The sequence below is a fragment of the Tahibacter harae genome, assembly GCF_024437735.1.
Lineage (GTDB): Bacteria > Pseudomonadota > Gammaproteobacteria > Xanthomonadales > Rhodanobacteraceae > Tahibacter > Tahibacter harae.
Genome location: NZ_JANFQO010000006.1, coordinates 140,747 through 157,343 on the forward strand (window position 1 = coordinate 140,747; position 16,597 = coordinate 157,343).

General features: G+C 68.3%; 11 protein-coding genes. 8 read left to right on the forward strand and 3 right to left on the reverse strand.

The genetic code is table 11. The annotated features are described in order from the left end of the window. The first annotated feature begins 10 nt into the window (after nucleotides 1-10). The 3 genes from recG (at nucleotide 11) to NM961_RS08500 (ending at nucleotide 4,337) form a co-directional block, all read left to right on the forward strand. On the forward strand, nucleotides 11-2,092 hold the full coding sequence (gene recG / locus NM961_RS08490; RefSeq protein ID WP_255913660.1) for an ATP-dependent DNA helicase RecG: 2,082 nt from the start codon (nucleotides 11-13) through the stop codon (nucleotides 2,090-2,092). Nucleotides 2,093-2,414: 322 nt separating this feature from the next. After that, on the forward strand, nucleotides 2,415-3,017 hold the full coding sequence (locus NM961_RS08495) for a hypothetical protein (protein WP_255913661.1): 603 nt from the start codon (nucleotides 2,415-2,417) through the stop codon (nucleotides 3,015-3,017). 396 nt (nucleotides 3,018-3,413) lie between these two features. Further along, complete coding sequence (locus tag NM961_RS08500; protein ID WP_255913662.1) at nucleotides 3,414-4,337, forward strand: nucleoside hydrolase; 924 nt, start codon at nucleotides 3,414-3,416, stop codon at nucleotides 4,335-4,337. Nucleotides 4,338-4,436: 99 nt separating this feature from the next. On the opposite strand, the gene NM961_RS08505 is transcribed toward NM961_RS08500, so the two are convergent. Then, entirely contained in the window at nucleotides 4,437-8,567 is a 4,131-nt protein-coding gene (locus tag NM961_RS08505) for a mechanosensitive ion channel domain-containing protein (protein WP_255913663.1), read from the reverse strand. Nucleotides 8,568-8,789: 222 nt separating this feature from the next. Here NM961_RS08505 and NM961_RS08510 point away from each other — a divergent pair, with 222 nt between their 5' ends. Continuing rightward, nucleotides 8,790-9,038 (forward strand): type B 50S ribosomal protein L31, encoded by a 249-nt coding sequence (locus NM961_RS08510; protein WP_255913664.1) that lies wholly within the window; start codon nucleotides 8,790-8,792, stop codon nucleotides 9,036-9,038. A 338-nt stretch (nucleotides 9,039-9,376) separates the two neighbouring features. Then, the gene (locus tag NM961_RS08515) at nucleotides 9,377-10,669 is read left to right on the forward strand and encodes a citrate synthase (RefSeq protein WP_255913665.1); all 1,293 of its coding nucleotides are present in this window, start codon (nucleotides 9,377-9,379) and stop codon (nucleotides 10,667-10,669) included. A 67-nt stretch (nucleotides 10,670-10,736) separates the two neighbouring features. Here NM961_RS08515 and NM961_RS08520 read toward each other — a convergent pair whose 3' ends face one another. Further along, the gene (locus tag NM961_RS08520; protein WP_255913666.1) at nucleotides 10,737-11,378 is read right to left on the reverse strand and encodes a hypothetical protein; all 642 of its coding nucleotides are present in this window, start codon (nucleotides 11,376-11,378) and stop codon (nucleotides 10,737-10,739) included. Further along, on the reverse strand, nucleotides 11,378-13,921 hold the full coding sequence (locus NM961_RS08525) for a penicillin-binding protein 1A (RefSeq protein WP_255913667.1): 2,544 nt from the start codon (nucleotides 13,919-13,921) through the stop codon (nucleotides 11,378-11,380). The genes NM961_RS08520 and NM961_RS08525 overlap by 1 nt, the downstream gene beginning before the upstream one ends. A 237-nt stretch (nucleotides 13,922-14,158) precedes the next feature. Here NM961_RS08525 and NM961_RS08530 point away from each other — a divergent pair, with 237 nt between their 5' ends. From NM961_RS08530 to NM961_RS08540, 3 genes are read left to right on the forward strand one after another with little or no spacing between them, the layout of a single operon-like run. Further along, on the forward strand, nucleotides 14,159-15,217 hold the full coding sequence (locus NM961_RS08530; protein ID WP_243746088.1) for a pilus assembly protein PilM: 1,059 nt from the start codon (nucleotides 14,159-14,161) through the stop codon (nucleotides 15,215-15,217). Continuing rightward, on the forward strand, nucleotides 15,217-15,900 hold the full coding sequence (locus NM961_RS08535; RefSeq protein WP_255913668.1) for a PilN domain-containing protein: 684 nt from the start codon (nucleotides 15,217-15,219) through the stop codon (nucleotides 15,898-15,900). The genes NM961_RS08530 and NM961_RS08535 overlap by 1 nt, the downstream gene beginning before the upstream one ends. Continuing rightward, nucleotides 15,897-16,595 (forward strand): type IV pilus inner membrane component PilO, encoded by a 699-nt coding sequence (locus NM961_RS08540; RefSeq protein WP_255913669.1) that lies wholly within the window; start codon nucleotides 15,897-15,899, stop codon nucleotides 16,593-16,595. The genes NM961_RS08535 and NM961_RS08540 overlap by 4 nt, the downstream gene beginning before the upstream one ends. The last annotated feature ends 2 nt before the right edge of the window (nucleotides 16,596-16,597 follow it).

Consider the following 16,597-nt stretch of genomic DNA (forward strand, 5'->3'; position numbering starts at 1 on the left):
GCGGACGGCGATGGCGCAGGAGGCGGGGCTGCAGCCGCTGACGACGCTGCCCGGCGTGGGGCCGGCGCTGCGCGACTGTCTGGAGCGGCTGGGCGCGAAAACGCTGCAGGATCTGTGGTTCCACCTGCCGCTGCGCTACGAGGACCGTACCCGGCTGGTGCCGATTGCCGATCTGCGCCCGGGCGACACGGCCCAGGTCGAGGGCGTGATCGAGGCGGTGCAAAAAGGCTTCCGCGGCCGGCCGCAGCTGCGTGTGGCGATCAGCGACGGCTCGCAGGAAACGCTGGTTCTGCGCTTTTTCCACTTCCGCGGCGCCCAGGCCGATCAGTTGCGCCTGGGCGCGCGTCTGCGCTGCTACGGCGAAGTACGGCGCGGCCAGCAAAGCCTGGAAATGGTGCATCCGCAGTACCAGCACCTCGGCGGCGAAGGGCCGGCGGCGGTCGAGGAGACGCTGAGCCCGGTCTATCCCACCACCGAAGGCCTGGGCCAGAAGCGCCTGGGCACGCTGATCCAGCACGCCCTGCAGCGCCTGCCCGAGGACGAGCAGCTGGAACTGATCCCGGCGCCGCTGCGCGCGGGGCTCAAGCTCGCCTCGCTGCGCCGCGCGCTGCTGTTCGTGCACCGGCCGCCGCCGGACGCGGATGTATCGCTGCTGCTGCAGGGGCGGCATCCGGCGCAGCAGCGGCTGGCCTTCGAGGAATTGCTCAGCCATCACCTGAGCCTCAAGCAGATGCGCAACGCGGTGCGGCGCCAGGTCGCGCCGGCGCTGGACGGTGACGGTTCGCTGCGCCGGCGCCTGATTGCCGGCCTGCCGTTCGGACTGACCGCGGCGCAGCGCCGCGTCGGTGCGGAGATCGCGCAGGACCTGGCCACGGCCGAACCCATGCTGCGCCTGGTCCAGGGCGACGTGGGCTCGGGCAAGACCGTAGTCGCGGCCCTGGCCGCGCTGACGGCGGTGGAAAGCGGGCGCCAGGCGGCGCTGATGGCGCCGACCGAGCTGCTGGCCGAGCAGCACCTGCGCACCTTGCGCGGCTGGCTGCAGCCGCTGGGCGTGGAGGTGGTCTGGCTGGCGGGAAAGGTACAGGGCAAGACGCGCAAGGCCGCCCTGGAGGCGGTCGCCGGCGGCGCCGGCGTGGTGGTCGGCACGCATGCGCTGATGCAGGAAGGCGTGGTGTTCCGCGAGCTGGGCCTGGCCATCATCGACGAGCAGCACCGCTTCGGCGTGCACCAGCGCCTGGCTCTGCGCGACAAGGGCCGCGAAGGCGAGCGCATTCCGCATCAGCTGGTGCTGACGGCCACGCCGATCCCGCGCACGCTGGCGATGACGGCGTATGCGGACCTGGATGTTTCCGTCATCGACGAGCTGCCGCCCGGGCGCACGCCGGTGACGACGGTTGCGGTGTCCAATACGCGGCGCGAGGAAATGATCGCGCGCATCCGCGCGGCCTGCCTGCAGGGGCGTCAGGCTTACTGGGTCTGCACCCTGATCGAGGAAACCGAATTGCTGCAGGCGCAGGCGGCGGAGGTGACCCATGTGGAACTCAGCGCGGCGCTGCCGGAGCTGAAGGTCGGCCTGGTCCACGGCCGCCTCAAGCCGGCGGAGAAAAGCGCCATCATGGATGCGTTCAAGGCCGGCGAGATCGCCGTGCTGGTGGCCACGACGGTGATCGAGGTCGGCGTGGACGTGCCCAATGCCAGCCTGATGGTGATCGAGAACGCCGAGCGCCTGGGGCTGGCCCAGCTGCACCAGCTGCGCGGGCGGGTCGGCCGCGGCAACGTCGCCTCCAGCTGCGTGCTGCTGTACCAGCCGCCGCTGTCGCAGCTGGCCAAGGCCCGGCTCAATGTGCTGCGCGAGACCAACGACGGCTTCCGCATCGCCGAGAAGGATCTGGAACTGCGCGGCCCCGGCGAGATGCTGGGCACGCGCCAGACCGGCCGGCTGGAGTTCCGTATCGCCGATATCCAGCGCGACGCGGCCCTGCTGCCGGCCGTACAGCAGGTCGGCGAGACCTTGCTGCAGCAGCATGCGCCCCTGGCCGAGCGCATTGTCGCGCGCTGGATAGGCACGGCGGCGCGCTACGCCGGGGCCTGAGCGGTACGGGCGGGGCTGCCGCGTCTTCATAAGGACGAGGCCGCAGCCATCGGCGCCTTGGCGCCGCGGGTGGGGCTGCCGCTCGGCGATATGGTTCAGCCGGCTTCACAGCCGCGATGTGTGCCGGGGGCGTCAGGCGCCGAGTCTGTGCGCCGGCAAGTGCTGCAAGGCGTCGCCCCTCGCCTTGCTGCCCGGCCCGGGATGGCTGAGACCATTCGTTACGCTGCAAGCGCGGCCCGTCTCGGCCATCTGCGACGCCGTGCGCTTCCGCCCCGCGGCCGGCGCGCTATAGTGGCGCCGCCTCAGCGTGGGAGATGCCGTCATGCAAGCCCTGACCAGTCTTTTGCTGGCCGTCGCCTGGATGGAACCCATGCCGCCGCCGCTCACGGTGCTGCGCAATCCCGATTTCGACACCGACCCCGCCGCGGCCGTTTCGCCGGCACCGACCAACTGGCGCTGGTTCCTGGACGACGGCGCCGGCGGCGAGCTGGTCTGGGACGGCATTGCCGGTGCGCCCGCGCCGGGCAGCGGCCGGGTGCGCAACAACCGCGGCGGCCAGCGTGCGGATTTCTGGGGCCAGTGCCTCAAGGTCGCGCCCGGGCCTTTCACGCTGCGCGCGGCCGTGGCGTCCCAGCTCAAGCCGAATGCCTCCTGCGAGCTGCGCATCGAGATCAACGACCGCGCCGACTGCAGCACCACGCCGCCCGGCGTCACCAATCTGCTGACCCGCAGCGCAGTCGCGACGACCAACAATGCCGGCTTCGAGACCGTGCAGATCAGCGCAGTCGCGCCGCTGGGCAGCGCTTCGGCCTGGGTGCTGCTCGCGCACCGGCAGACTTCGGCGGCGACGCCGGGGTACAGCTACTGCCATTTCGATCATGTGGAATGGTCGGGCAATGTGATCTTTGCCGGCAGGTTTGAATAGGCGCAGCCGGATCGTCTGCGCGCAGGCTTGCCAGGGCGCAGCCTGACGGCGGAATGGCGTGACACGTGACCCTCTGGCTCCCGGAGCGTTGCGTGACGCATGACCCGTTGCCTCCACGCCGGCCTCTTGCCTGGCGCCGCGACTTGGGGATTACCCCCGCGTTGTTTGCGGCGGCGCAGTCGCGATCCGCGAATACCGCCCCATGCATCCTGCGCACCGGCCGCACGACAGTGGATACCCGAATTTCAGTTCGCCACCTTCACCCCGAATCCCGGATTCCCTGATCCCGGATCCGTAGTTCCGAATACCAATCCCGAATCCCGGCCCACCACGCTATGCTGCCCAGTCCCGCGCAGCCCCGGCCGCGCTCCGACTGTGACCAAGGTGCAAGACCTCATGGAACAAGTGCTGCTGATCGACACCGATCCGGGCGTGGACGACGCGCTCGCCCTGTTGATGGCCTACGAGCGGGCCAACGTGGCCGGGCTGAGCATCGCCGCGGGCAATGTGGGCCTGCAGCACACGGTGACCAATGCGCTGCGCCTGGTCGAGCTGGCCGGGGCGGATACGCCGGTGTATGCCGGCTGTGCCGAGCCGCTGGTGTTGCCGGCGGCGGATGCGGCCTTCGTGCACGGCGCCGACGGTTTCGGCGATGCCGGACTGGCTCCGCCGCAGCGCCGCGCCGACAGCGAGCATGCAGCGCTGGCCCTGATCCGCCTCACGCGCGAGCGTCCGCAGCAGCTGACCCTGGTCGCGCTGGGGCCGCTGACCAACCTGGCCCTGGCCCTGCGCCTGGATCCGACCCTGCCGCAGCGCGTGCCGCGCCTGGTCATCATGGGCGGCGCGGTCACCGGCCGCGGCAACACCACGGTGCCGGCGGAATTCAATATCGGCTTCGACCCCGAGGCCGCGCACGTGGTGTTCTCGGCCTGGCCGCAGTTCGAGCTGGTCGACTGGGAAGCGACGTTGCGCCACGGCATAGACCTGCAGCGCTTTGAAGCCTGGCTGACGGCCGACGATGCGCGGGCGCGCTTCTACGAAGCCATTTCGCGCAAGATCCGCGGCTTCCACCGCGAGCGCGGCCGGCCCGGCATGGTCGTGGCCGATGCGCTGGCCATGGCCGTGGTGCTGGACCCGGACTGCGTGCAGCGCGCCGAGCACCGCCATGTCGCGGTGGAACTCAGCGGCGGCCTGACCCGCGGTGCCACCGTGGTCGACTGGGACGGCCGCAGCGGCCGCCCGGCGAATGCGCGCATCGTGCTGGAAGTGGACCAGGCGCGCTTCGAGGCGCTGATCCGGCAGGCACTGGGCGCGGATTGAATGCAGCGCGCCGGCGCGTCGTGCCGGCGCAGTCGCACAGTCCGGCTCGAGTTGCCTGATTCATCCGGACCCGGGCTGCGCAACAGTCAGCCGGCGCAATCAGGGCGCCGGCGTGATTTCACCCTCGGCGGCGGCCGCTTTCGCAAGCGGCTTTTCCGGCATCTTTTCCGCCTCGCGCACCCACACGTCCATTTGCGGGAAGCAGATGTCGATGCCGCGGGCGCGGAATTCGCGCAGTACGGCGCCGTGCAGGTCGTTGCGCACCGCGCTGCGCTCGAAGATGTTGCCCACGAACACGCGCAGCTCGAAATCCAGCGTGCTCGCGCCCAGCGCCACGCACCAGCAGTTCGGTCCCGGTTCCTTGAGCACCTTGGGATGGGCGCGGCCCAGTTCCAGCAGCAGGCCGCGCACTTCTTCGGGATTGCTCTGGTAGGCCACGCCGACCTTTATCACCACGCGGGTGACTGCGTCCGACAGCGTCCAGTTGGTCAGCTGGTCGGTGATGAAGGTCTTGTTCGGGATGATGACTTCCTTGTTGTCCCAGTCGACCACCGTCGTCGCGCGCGTGCGTATGCGCGTGACCGTGCCTTCGATGCCGCGGATGGTGATGACGTCGCCGACGCGGATCGGGCGCTCGAACAGCACGATCAGGCCGGAAACGAAATTGGCGAAGATCTCCTGCAGGCCGAAACCCAGGCCCACGGTCAGCGCCGCCGCCATCCATTGCAGCTGGCCCCAGCGCAGGCCGAGCAGGGAGAGCCCCAGCACCGTGCCTACGATGGCCAGGGCGTAGCGCGCGACCGCGGTGATGGCGTAGCGCGTGGGCGCGTCCACATCCAGGCGGCGCAGCACGCCGATTTCCAGCAGGCCGGGGATATTGCGCGTGGCAATCCAGGTCAGCATCAGGCTGACCGCGGCGAACAGCAGCGAGCGCAGGGTCACGTGCACGGTGACGGCCTTGCCGTCGGCGGTATAGCTGGTCTTCCAGGCGTTGATATCGCCCAGATAGGCCAGCGCCGGGGTCACATCCGACCAGACCCACAGCAGCACGCCGGCCAGTACGACGATGACCAGCGCGCGCAGCAGGCGGCGGGTCTGCTGGTTGATGCTGGCCAGGGTGATCTGCTCGGCCTCGGCGGCGAATTCGGGGCGGGTCTCCAGTTCGCTGTCGTCGCGCGCGGCGGCCTGGTCGTCGCGCTTGTCCTCCATGCGCTTGAGGGCCAGGCGCCGCTCGCCCAGCGACAGCCAGCGCAGGGCCATGCCGTTGAGTGTGGCGATGGCGAGGAAGGCGATCGCCGACTCGATGAAATGCGCCGCCAGCGCCATCGCGGTGAGGAAATAGCCGGCGATGGCCAGCCCGGCCAGGCCCAGCGAATGCGCCGTCAGCAGCAGGCGCAGCAGCTGGCGCAGACGCAGCGGTTCGGTCTGACCGCTGCGCTGAGCCCATAGCGCGCCGGGTGCGAGCACGCGCCAGCACAGCCAGGCCAGCAGCAGGCTGGCGCTGACGAACAGCAGCCGGGCCAGGCTCGCGTTCGCCCACTGCTCGCCGAAGTAAAAATATAGAGAAAGCAAGAATTGCGCTGGCAGATAGACTGCCGTAAGCCAGCGCCAGAGCAGGTCCAGCGCCTGGCGGCGGCCCTGGCTCCAGCGGAAATGCGCCGCGGCCAGGCCCTTGTCCACATTCAGCCAGCGCAGGAATTCCAGCGCGTACAGCGGCGCGATCAGGCCGCTCAGAGCCAGGCTGAGCGCGTCGGCGAAGGGATAGCCGGTTTCGCCGGCGCGGCCGATCAGGCCGGCGGCGACCCAGCACAGCAGCGGCAGCGGTGCGGCCGCGGCCAGGCTGAGCAGCAGGGCCTGGCCGCTGAGGCGGTAGCGGTCCGTGCGGATGCGTCGGGTGGGCTGGGCCAGCGTGTCCAGCAGCGCCGGCACGCGCCGGCGGAACAGCCACAGGCTGATTACCAGGGCCAGGCCGGACAGGACGGGAAGCGGCCGTGCCCAGGCCAGGCGGCCGGTCTGGCGCAGCGCTTCCCACCAGCGGCCGGGCTGGACCATGTCCGAGGCACCGCTGAATACTTCCAGCGGCAGATTGCGGTCCACCGGCGCATGGCTGGGCGTCCACAGCAGGCGCGCGTCGAGCAGGTCGCGCAGGGTGGCGGTGTCCTTGATCAGGCCGGCCAGCTCCTGCTCGGCGTCGGCCAGGCTGTCGGCCAGGCGGCTCTGCACCAAGCTGAGCTGGGGCACGACTTCGGCACGGGTGGCGAACAGGCGGTACAAGGTCTGGCGCAGGGTGCTGCCGGCGCCGGCCTGGTCCTGCGGCAGGCGCTTGAGTTCGGCCGACACCGGCACCGAGGGATCGGCCAGCAAGTCGGCGGTCTCGCGCAGCTGGATCAGGGCGATGCGGGTCTGCGCCAGCTCGGTCTGCAACGCGGCGAGCTTGCGCTTGAGCACCGGCACCGACGGCAGTTTCTGCCGCTCGGCCAGCAGGATCAGACCTACCGCCTCGCTCACGCCGCTGTATTTGACGCGCTCGGTGGTGTTGGCCAGGGACTGGGCGGTCTCGTGGCGCAGCTGGGCGTAGTTGTCGCGGTTCTCGCGCACTTCGGCCAGGTGGCCTACCGCGCGCACCAGGTCTTCGCCGTAGAGCGCGTTTTGCCGTGCCACATCGCGCAGTACTTCATTGCCTTCGGCCAGCTCGGCGGCTTCTTCCTGCAGGCGCGAGCTGAGGCCCAGGGCCATGGCGCGGGTGCGGTCCAGGATCAGGCTTTGCAGTGCGTCGACCTTGTGCTGGCGCTCGCCGACCTCGCGCTGGCGCTGGCGCAGACGGGCCGATTCCAGCCGCATGCGCGGCTCGTAGCTGCGCAGTTCCTCTTCCAGCTGGGCAATGCGCACCAGGGCCAGACGCAGTGCCGCCTGGCGGCGCAGGCGGCTGGCTTCGGCCAGGGCCGGTGCCGTGTCCTTGTCGGCGGGAGCGGCTTCGCGCACCTTTTCCGCATCGGCCTGGGCCTGCTTGAGTTCGTCGCGGATCTGCGCCGGCCGCTCGTGCTGGCCGGCGACACGGGTCTGCAGCTGGGCCACCGCGGCCTGGGCATCGGCCAGCGCGGCCCGTTCCTGGCTGCGCTGGGCCTCCAGCTGGCTGACGCTGGCGCGCTCGGACAGGCCGGCGCGCCAGGCGAGCAGGGCGGCGGTATTGTCGTTGAGCAGGGATTGTTCCAGTGCCTGGGCGTCGGCCTCGGCGCTGGCGCCGGCGGCGCGCTGCTTGCGCAGTTCATCGATCAGGCCGTTGGCGCGGTCGTCGTCGGCCTGGGCGGCGTCGAGCAGGGTCTTGATGGCCTCGGTCTGCAGCGTATCGAGGTTTTTCGCCTCGGCCAGGGCCTGGCGCGCCGTCTTGATGCCGGCGGCGAGGCTGGGCGGCAGGGCGTCGATGCTGTCGGCACCGTCGTTGTCCGCCTCGGGCAGCAGGTTCTTGAGCCAGCGCTGGCGCAGGCGGCTTTCCTCGCTCACGTCGATGTCGGCCAGCGCGGCGTCGAGGATCAGCTTGAGTTCCGGCCAGTCCTTGCGGATGGCGAAGCCCAGGGCCTCGTCGCTGCCGATCTGGCCGAGCACGACCAGCTGCTCGCGCATGCCGGCGCGGGCGGCGGCATGCTGGGCGGTGACCAGGTCGCCGACCAGCACCTCGATCTCGCCCTGGTTCAGTGCGGCCAGGGTACGCGTGGTGGAGGGGAAGGCGGAGATCTGCGCCTTGGGCGCGACCGTGTTCAGCGCCTCGTGGCAGACATGCTGGGCGGCCACGCCGATGCGGTGTTCGTCGATCTGGTCCAGCCGCTGTATGCCGCTGCCGCGGCGCACGAAGGCGGCGCAGGGGAGGCGCAGATAGGGCGCGCTGAACAGGGCGGTATCGGCGCGCTCGGGCGAGGCGAAGGCGCTGGAAAGCATGTCGACGCGGCGCTCGCGCAGCGCCTGCAGTGCATCGGCCCAGCTGCGCACCGGCACTACGCGGAAGCGCAGGCCGGAGCGGTCGGCGACCAGGCGCAGGTAGTCGGCCGCCAGGCCGGTCTGCTGGCCGCCGTCCAGGCTGTCGATGGGAGCGAATTCGGGGTCCGGCGCGACGCGGATTTCCGCATGGGCCTTGCGCCATTCCTGCAGCGGGTCGTCGGCCCCGGCGCCGGCGGCGCTCAGGCTGCACAGGGCCAGCAGCGGGGCGATGAGGCGCGGCCAAAGACTTTTCAGCAACGTCGGGCTCCAGTTTCGGCAGTCGGGTGCAGCGCCGCGTGGCAGCGGGCGCGGCTTCTGCCACAATCGCGGGTTGGTACGGGTATCCCGGCGCTGCGGCCGGCCCGCACGGCCGGGTGGGCAGGGTTCGTGCGCCGCCGCGGCCGGACCAGCTTGCGCTGAGCGCCGCGGGAACGATACCATACCGCTCTTTTCCGCCTAAGAATCCTTTCTGGAGCCACCATGAAAGCCGACATTCATCCGAAGTACCACCCGGTGGTGTTCCAGGATGTGACCACCGATTTCTCCTTCCTGACCCGCTCCACCATGTCGAGCAAGGAAACGGTCAAGTGGGAAGATGGCAAGGAATATCCGCTCATCAAGATCGATATTTCCAGCGCCTCGCACCCGTTCTACACCGGCAAGCACAAGATCATCGACACCGGCGGCCGCGTCGACAAGTTCAACCGTCGCTACGCTGCCAAGAAGTGAGCAGCCGCCCGAACGGGCGCCGCTGACCGCCGTAGCGGGCCGCAAGGTCCGGCAGAACGCCGATCCGCAAGGGTCGGCGTTTTTGTTTGCGCATCCGGCGGGTTCCAGGCCGCCGCCCGCGGGTTGGTGTGCATTGCCGCTGTTCGCGCGCAGCGACTGGACCAAAGTCGCAACGCCGCGGGCAGCGGCCAGTCCCATGGCACGGTTTCCGATTCAAACGCCTGTGCGATAATTGCCCTTTACGCATGCGATCCGGCCCGCCGGCGCATGCCTCCGCCGGCGGCGGCCCAGCGGGCCCGCCGGCTCTCGTACAAGCAACAAGCGAACAGGAGTCTGCCGTGTCCGACAAGACCGTTGTCCTCACCGATGCTGCGTCCAACCGTTCAACCGCCCTGCCGGTGGTCAGCGGCACGATGGGCGATCCCGCCTTCGACATCGGCAAGCTGAACAAGGACACCGGCTACTTCACCTACGATCCGGGCTTCATGTCCACCGCGGCCACCAAGAGCGCGGTCACGTTCATCGACGGTGATCAGGGCGTGCTGCTGTACCGCGGCTACCCGATCGAGCAGTTGGCGAAACATTCCAACTTTCTCGAAGTAGCTTATTTGCTCATCAACGGCGAACTGCCCGGCGCCGGCGAGTTCGAGAAGTTCGAACACGATGTGACGCATCACACCATGATGCGCGAGTCGCTGAAGAACTTCTTCCAGGGCTTCCACTACGACGCCCATCCGATGGCCATGTGCATGGCCGCGGTCGGCTCCCTGGCCGCGTTCTACCACGACTCCCTCGACATCAACGACCCGGCCCAGCGCAAGCTCGCGGCGATCCGCCTGATCGCCAAGATGCCGACGATCGCCGCCGCCGCCTATCGCTATTCGATCGGCTGGCCGATCCGCTATCCGCGCAACAACCTGGAATACTGCTCGCGCTTCCTGCACATGATGTTCGAGGTGCCTAGCGAGCCGCTGCAGATGAATCCGGTCGCGGCCAAGGCGCTGGACCTGCTGTTCATTCTGCACGCCGACCACGAACAGAACGCTTCCACCTCGACCGTGCGCCTGGTCGGTTCCACCGGCGCCAACCCGTATGCCTGCGTCGCCGCCGGCATCGCCGCGCTGTGGGGGCCGGCCCACGGCGGCGCCAACGAGGCGGTGCTGAAGATGCTGGCCGAGATCGGCGACGCGAAGAATGTCGGCAAGGCCGTGGAGCGCGCCAAGGACAAGAACTCCGGTTTCCGCCTGATGGGCTTCGGCCACCGCGTCTACAAGAACTTCGACCCGCGCGCGACCATCATCCGCGAGATGTGCCACAAGGTGCTGGGCGAGCTGGGCGTGAAGGATCCGCTGCTGGATGTGGCCATGGAGCTGGAGCAGGCCGCGCTGAAGGATCCGTACTTCGTCGAGCGCAAGCTGTATCCGAACGTGGATTTCTACTCCGGCATCATCTACAAGGCGCTGGGCATCCCCACCGAGATGTTCACCGTGATGTTTGCCATCGCGCGCACCGCCGGCTGGGTTGCGCACTGGCTGGAACAGCACGAGACGCCGGATGCCAAGATCGGCCGTCCGCGCCAGATCTACACCGGCGCGCCGACCCGCGACTACGTGCCGGCGGACAAGCGCTGAGACGCGCTTTCCTCCGCCGCGATACGAAAAAGCCCGGCGCAAGCCGGGCTTTTTTATTGCGGCGTTTTCATTCCGCCGTGTCCTGTTCCAGCAGCTGCTGCGCCGCGGCCAGGTTGGCCCGGCGCATGGGTTTGCCGTCGATGCGGTCCAGCGGCGCCTGGCGCAGCGCGTCCAGCGGCAGCAGGGTGAGATCGACGGGAACGTCGTCGGCGCTGAAGCGGTAGGCGTCGAAGCGCTGCGCCTCGTCATGGCCCCAGCGCAGCTGGCGTTCGATCTGCTCGAAGGGAATGCCTTGCTCGTGCAGGAACAGGGGCAGGGCGTCGGGGTCGTCGCTGAACAGGTGCAGGCAGACGGCGGAATGCTGGTCGGCCGTGCCGTCCAGCACCGCGCCGACCAGGCGCGGCTCGAAGCGCTGGAAGAAGCGCAGCGCCTCGACCGCGCAGCGGCGCAGCGTGTGCAGGTATTCCAGCCGTTCCGTGCCGCCGAACAGACGCTGGTATTCGCGCAGGGCAGCTTCGATCTCGGTGTTGCGCGGCAGGTGGCGCTCGTCCTGTATGCCCAGGCGCTGCGCCGCGCGCAGCTTGGCCTGGTGATAGTCGCGCAGGCCCAGCTCGCTGATCAGCCGCGCCGCCTCGGCGGCGATACGCTGGCGCTGGTCGTCGCGGCGATCGTCCTGGGGGCGGCGCGGATGGCGGTGGCTGGCGGGCATCAGAAAATGTCGTAGGCCTCGCCCTGATGCGATTCGTCGGCCTGGTCTTCCGGCGGCGGCGCGCTCAGGCGTTCTATGTCCTCGCTCTTGAAGATCTCGAGGATGGAGCCGGGATCGTCGCTGGAGGCCAGGTAGCCGGTCTGCGGGTCTATGCGCGCCGTGCTGATGCCCGGCGGCGGCACGAACGGCGTTTCCGGCTTGCCGTCCAGGGCGACGCGCATGTAGTCGATCCAGATTGGCAGCGCCGCCTTGGCGCCGAATTCGCCGCGGCCCAGCGAGGTGAAATCGTCGAAGCCGACCCAGACGCTGGTGACCATCTGGTCGTTGAAGCCGCTGAACCAGGCGTCGCGGTGTTCGTTGGTGGTGCCGGTCTTGCCGGCCAGGTCGTTGCGCTTGAGATCCATCGCCGCGCGGCCGGTGCCGCGGCGGATCACGTCGCGCATCAGCGAGGTGACCAGATGGGCCGTGCGCACGTCCAGCGTGCGCGGCGCCAGGCGCGGCTTGCCGGGTTCGCTGAGGGGCTGGGCCGGTTCGGGCAGGCTGGCGGCATTGGCGCTGCGGATGGGACTGAAGCGCGGGCTGCCGCCGGCGGGCGTCGCGGGCGCAGTCGTGGATACGGCGGGATTGCTCACGGCCGGCGCGGCCTCGCGTGCAAGACGCGCATCGTCGAGCAGGCGTTCGGGGCAATTGCGGCAGGCGCGGCCGGGCTGGGCGACGAAGACTTCCTTGCCGTCGCGGTCGCGGATGCTGGCGATGAGGTACGGATCCACCAGCATGCCGCCGTTGGCCAGTACGGCGTAGCCGCGCGCCATGGTCAGCGGCGCGACCGAGGCCGTGCCCAGCGACATGGACAGGTTCTCCGGCATCGCCTCCAGCGGCAGGCCGAAGCGGGTGATGAACTCGCGCGCATAGCGCACGCCGATCGCATCGAGCAGGCGCACCGAGATCAGATTGACCGACTTGACCAGCGCCTCGCGCAGGCGCATGGGGCCCTCAAACTTGTCGTCGTCGTTGGACGGCGCCCAGATGCCGTCGGGGCGCGACGGATCGGGGAATACCAGCGGCGCGTCGTTGAGGATGGAGCTGGGCGTGAAGCCGTGCTCGAAGGCCGCGGCATACAGGAACGGCTTGAAGCTGGAGCCCGGCTGGCGCGCGCTCTGCGTGGCGCGGTTGAACTTGCTGCGGCCGAAGCTGAAGCCGCCGACCAGGGCGCGGATCGCACCGTCCTCCGGATCCAGCGAGACCAGCGCGGCCTGGGCCGACGGCAGTTGCGACAACGTCCAGTTTTCCTCGTCGCCGCGGGCTACCCGCACCACGTCGCCGGCCTTGAGCACGGCCTCGACCGTCTTGGGCGTGGCGCCGCGGCTGTTCTCGCTCTGGTAGGGGCGCGCCCATTCCACCGCAGTCTTGTTCAGCACCACCGCCTGACCGTCGGACAGGTACAACTGGGCGTGCTCCTTGCCGGCTTCCGTCACCAGTGCCGGCATCAGCCCGGCCACGGGGCGGAAGGCGGACAGCACCTGGGCGTAGTCTTCCGGCGTGGCATCGGGCTTGAGTTCGACATGGGCCTCGGCGCCGCGGTAGCCGTGGCGCTTGTCGTACTCCAGCAGGGCGTTGCGCACGGCCTGGTTGGCCGCTTCCTGCATGCGGCTGTCGATGGTGGTCTTGATGCTGTAGCCGTCGGTCAGCGCATCGTTGCCGAGGCGCTCCAGCGCTTCCACGCGCACCATCTCGGCGAGATAGGGTGCCTCGGCCTCGATCGGCGGCTCGTGCGCATAGGCCATGTCGGGCTGGGCCATGGCCGCCTTCATGTCCGCTTCTGAAATGAACTTGTTCTCGTACATGCGCGCCAGCACGTAGTTGCGGCGTTCCTCGGCGCGCTTGCGGTTGAACAGCGGATTGCCGGTGGACGGGAACTTGGGCAGCGAAGCCAGCATGGCGCATTCGCCCAGTTCGAGCTGATCCAGAGTCTTGCCGTAGTAGAACTCGGCAGCGGCGGCCACGCCGTAGGCGCGGTGGCCGAGGAAGATCTTGTTGAGGTACAGGGCGAGGATCTCGTCCTTGCTCAGCGCCTCCTCGATGCGCAGGGCCAGGAACAGCTCGGAGATCTTGCGCGTGTAAGTCTGCTCCGGGCTCAGGAAGAAGTTGCGCGCGACCTGCTGGGTGATGGTCGAGCCGCCCGGCCCCTTGTCGCCGGCCGTGCGCACCAGATGCCACACGGCGCGGAAAATGCCCTGCACATCGAAACCGGGGTGTTCGTAGAAGCGCGCATCCTCGGCGGCAAGGAAGGCGTTTTTCACTTTTTCCGGCACCTTGTCTATGGAAACCGGGATGCGCCGGGTCTCGCCGAAGGTGGCAATGAGCTTGTCGTCGGCGGTGTAGACTCGAAGCGGCACCTGCAGACGGACGTCACGCAAGGTCTCGACCGACGGCAGGCGAGGGGAAATCAGCCAGTAAGCGATGCCTATTGCAAGGCACCCGAGCAGGATTCCGCTGAGCGCGAGATAGAGCGCGTAGCGGGCCAAGCGAAGGAAAACGCGCATGTTGAACCGGGAATGTGATGGTAGTCAAAGTCGGCGCGACTCGGCCCGGAGTATAGATCCTGCCCCGCCTTTGCCGGTAGCCGAAATATCCAGGCTGCGGCCCAGTTTGTGTGACAAAACCCATGGATTTTCAGGGTCTTGGAGAATATTCTTCGGGTCGTTGCCATTTGGTTAAGTTTCGTATTTAATGTCACTGCGCATCTTTCGCTCGTAAGAGCGCGTGGGAAGGGGAAAAAAGTGGGCCTGTTCAGTCCGAAAGCGCCGCCGCTGATTGGGGTGGACATCAGTTCGACGGCGGTTAAGCTCCTGCAGCTCAGTCAGTCGGGTGGCCGTTACCGCGTTGAGCACTACGCGGTCGAGCCGCTGCCGCCCAATGCTGTGGTCGAGAAGAATATCGTCGAGGTCGAAGCCGTCGGCGAAGCCATACGGCGGGCCCTGGGGCGCTCCGGCGCCAAGACCAAGTTCGCCTCCGCCGCTGTAGCGGGCTCGGCGGTGATCACCAAGGTGATCCCGATGCCGGCCGACCTCAGCGAGGAAGACCTCGAAGGCCAGATCCAGGTCGAGGCCAACCAGTACATCCCGTATCCGATCGAGGAAGTCAGCCTCGATTTCGAGACCCTGGGCCCGGTGAAGGACAACCCGGACATGGTCAATGTGCTGCTGGCCGCCTCCCGTACCGAGAACGTCGATCTGCGCGTCGCCGCGCTGGACCTGGCCGGGCTTTCGGCCAAGGTGGTCGATGTCGAGGCCTTCGCCATGGAGAACGCCTTCAAGCTCATCGCCGACCAGCTGGCCGTGTCCAAGGACGCGGTGGTCGCGGTGGTCGACGTCGGCGCGACCATGACCACGCTGATCGTGCTGAAGAACCAGCGCACCATCTATTCCCGCGAACAGGTCTTCGGCGGCAAGCAGCTGACCGACGAGGTCATGCGCCGCTACGGCCTTTCCTATGAGGAGTCCGGTCTGGCCAAGCGCCAGGGCGGCCTGCCCGAATCCTACGAAATCGAGGTGCTGGAGCCCTTCAAGGAGGCGATGGTCCAGCAGATCAGCCGCCTGCTGCAGTTCTTCTTCGCCGGCAGCGAGTACAGCAAGGTCGACCAGGTCGTGCTGGCCGGCGGCTGCGCCTCCATCGCCGGCGTCGCGGACATGGTGGAAGAGCAGCTGGGTGTCCCCAGCGTGGTCGCCAATCCGCTGGCGAACATGTCGCTGTCGTCCCGCGTGCAGGCGCAGACGCTGGCCCAGGACGCTCCCGCGTTGATGATTGCCTGCGGCCTTGCGCTCAGGAGCTTCGACTGATGGCCAGAATCAATCTATTGCCCTGGCGCGCGGAACGGCGCGCCGTACGCAAGCGCGAATTCCTGATGATGCTGGGAATGGCCGCGGTGGCTGCCGTGGCGGTGTTCGGCGGCGTCTATTACTGGATGAGCGCGCGCATCGAGAACCAGGTCGACCGCAACACTTTCCTGCAGGAACAGATCAAGGAAGTCGAGAAAAAACTTGCCGAGATCAAGGAACTGGACAAGACGCGCAGCAAGCTGCTGCAGCGCAAGCAGGTGATCGAGCAGCTGCAGGCGAACCGTTCGCAGATGGTTCACATGTTCGACGAGCTGGTGCGCACCATTCCCGACGGCGTGCGCCTGACCTCGCTCAAGCAGGTCGGCGACGTGCTGACGCTGGAAGGCGTGGCCCAGTCCAACGCCAGCGTCGCCACCTACATGCGCAATGTCGAGGCCTCGCCCTGGCTGGGCCATCCGGATCTGAAGAAGACCGAGATCAAGCGCAGCGCCGAGAAGCGCATGCCGTATGACTTCGCCATGGACGTGCGCCTGCGCAAGCCCGCCGCGGAGGAAGAAGGTTCCACGGAAGGTGGCGCCGCTCCGGCTGCACCCGGTGCGCCAGCCGCGCCGGCGGCCGCTCCGGCCGCGCCGGCCCCGGCTGCCGCCCAGCCTGCCAACGCTGCCCAGGGGGCAAAACAATGAAAGCCTCCGATTTTCGCGACCTCGACTGGCAGAACGCCGGCAACTGGCCCCAGGGCGTCAAGATGACGTTCTGCGTGCTGCTGTTCCTGGTGCTGTGCCTGATCGGCTGGTACTTCTGGATCAAGCCGCAGCAGGAAGAGCTGGACGGCCAGGAAGCCACCGAGCGCACCCTGCGCGCGGACTTCTCGGTCAAGCAGGCCAAGGCGGTCAACCTCGAGGCGCTGCGCCAGCAGCTCGAAGAAATGAAGGACATGCTGCGCCAGATGCTGCGCCAGCTGCCGAGCAAGACGGAAATGCCGGAACTGCTGGTCGACATCTCGCAGACGGCGCTGTCCTCGGGCATCGAGAACGACCTGTTCCAGCCCGGCGCCGAAACCGTCAAGGAGTTCTACGCCGAGAAGCCCATCGCCCTGCGCATGGTCGGCTCCTACCACCAGTTCGGCGCCTTCATCAGCGGCGTGGCCTCGCTGCCGCGCGTGGTGATCCTGACCATGCACGATGTGTCGCTGCGCCCCAAGGGCGCGGCCGCGAGTCTGCCGGGCGCCAAGACCAAGGTCCTGACCGACGGCGGCATCCTCGCTCTGGAAGGCACGGTGAAGACGTACCGCTACGTCGAGGACGACGAAGCGCCCGCCCCGGCGCCCGGCGCCAAACCCGGCGCCGCTGCCGCCGCCAAGCCTGCGGGAGGTAAGTAAGC

Bases quoted from the DNA above. Each gene is read 5' to 3' on its own strand.
- recG (WP_255913660.1), top strand. From the start codon at position 11: ATGGCGCAGGAGGCGGGGCTGCAGCCGCTGACGACGCTGCCCGGCGTG.
- NM961_RS08495 (WP_255913661.1), top strand. From the start codon at position 2,415: ATGCAAGCCCTGACCAGTCTTTTGCTGGCCGTCGCCTGGATGGAACCC.
- NM961_RS08500 (WP_255913662.1), top strand. From the start codon at position 3,414: ATGGAACAAGTGCTGCTGATCGACACCGATCCGGGCGTGGACGACGCG.
- NM961_RS08510 (WP_255913664.1), top strand. From the start codon at position 8,790: ATGAAAGCCGACATTCATCCGAAGTACCACCCGGTGGTGTTCCAGGAT.
- NM961_RS08520 (WP_255913666.1), bottom strand. From the start codon at position 11,378: ATGCCCGCCAGCCACCGCCATCCGCGCCGCCCCCAGGACGATCGCCGC.
- NM961_RS08525 (WP_255913667.1), bottom strand. From the start codon at position 13,921: ATGCGCGTTTTCCTTCGCTTGGCCCGCTACGCGCTCTATCTCGCGCTC.
- NM961_RS08535 (WP_255913668.1), top strand. From the start codon at position 15,217: ATGGCCAGAATCAATCTATTGCCCTGGCGCGCGGAACGGCGCGCCGTA.
- NM961_RS08540 (WP_255913669.1), top strand. From the start codon at position 15,897: ATGAAAGCCTCCGATTTTCGCGACCTCGACTGGCAGAACGCCGGCAAC.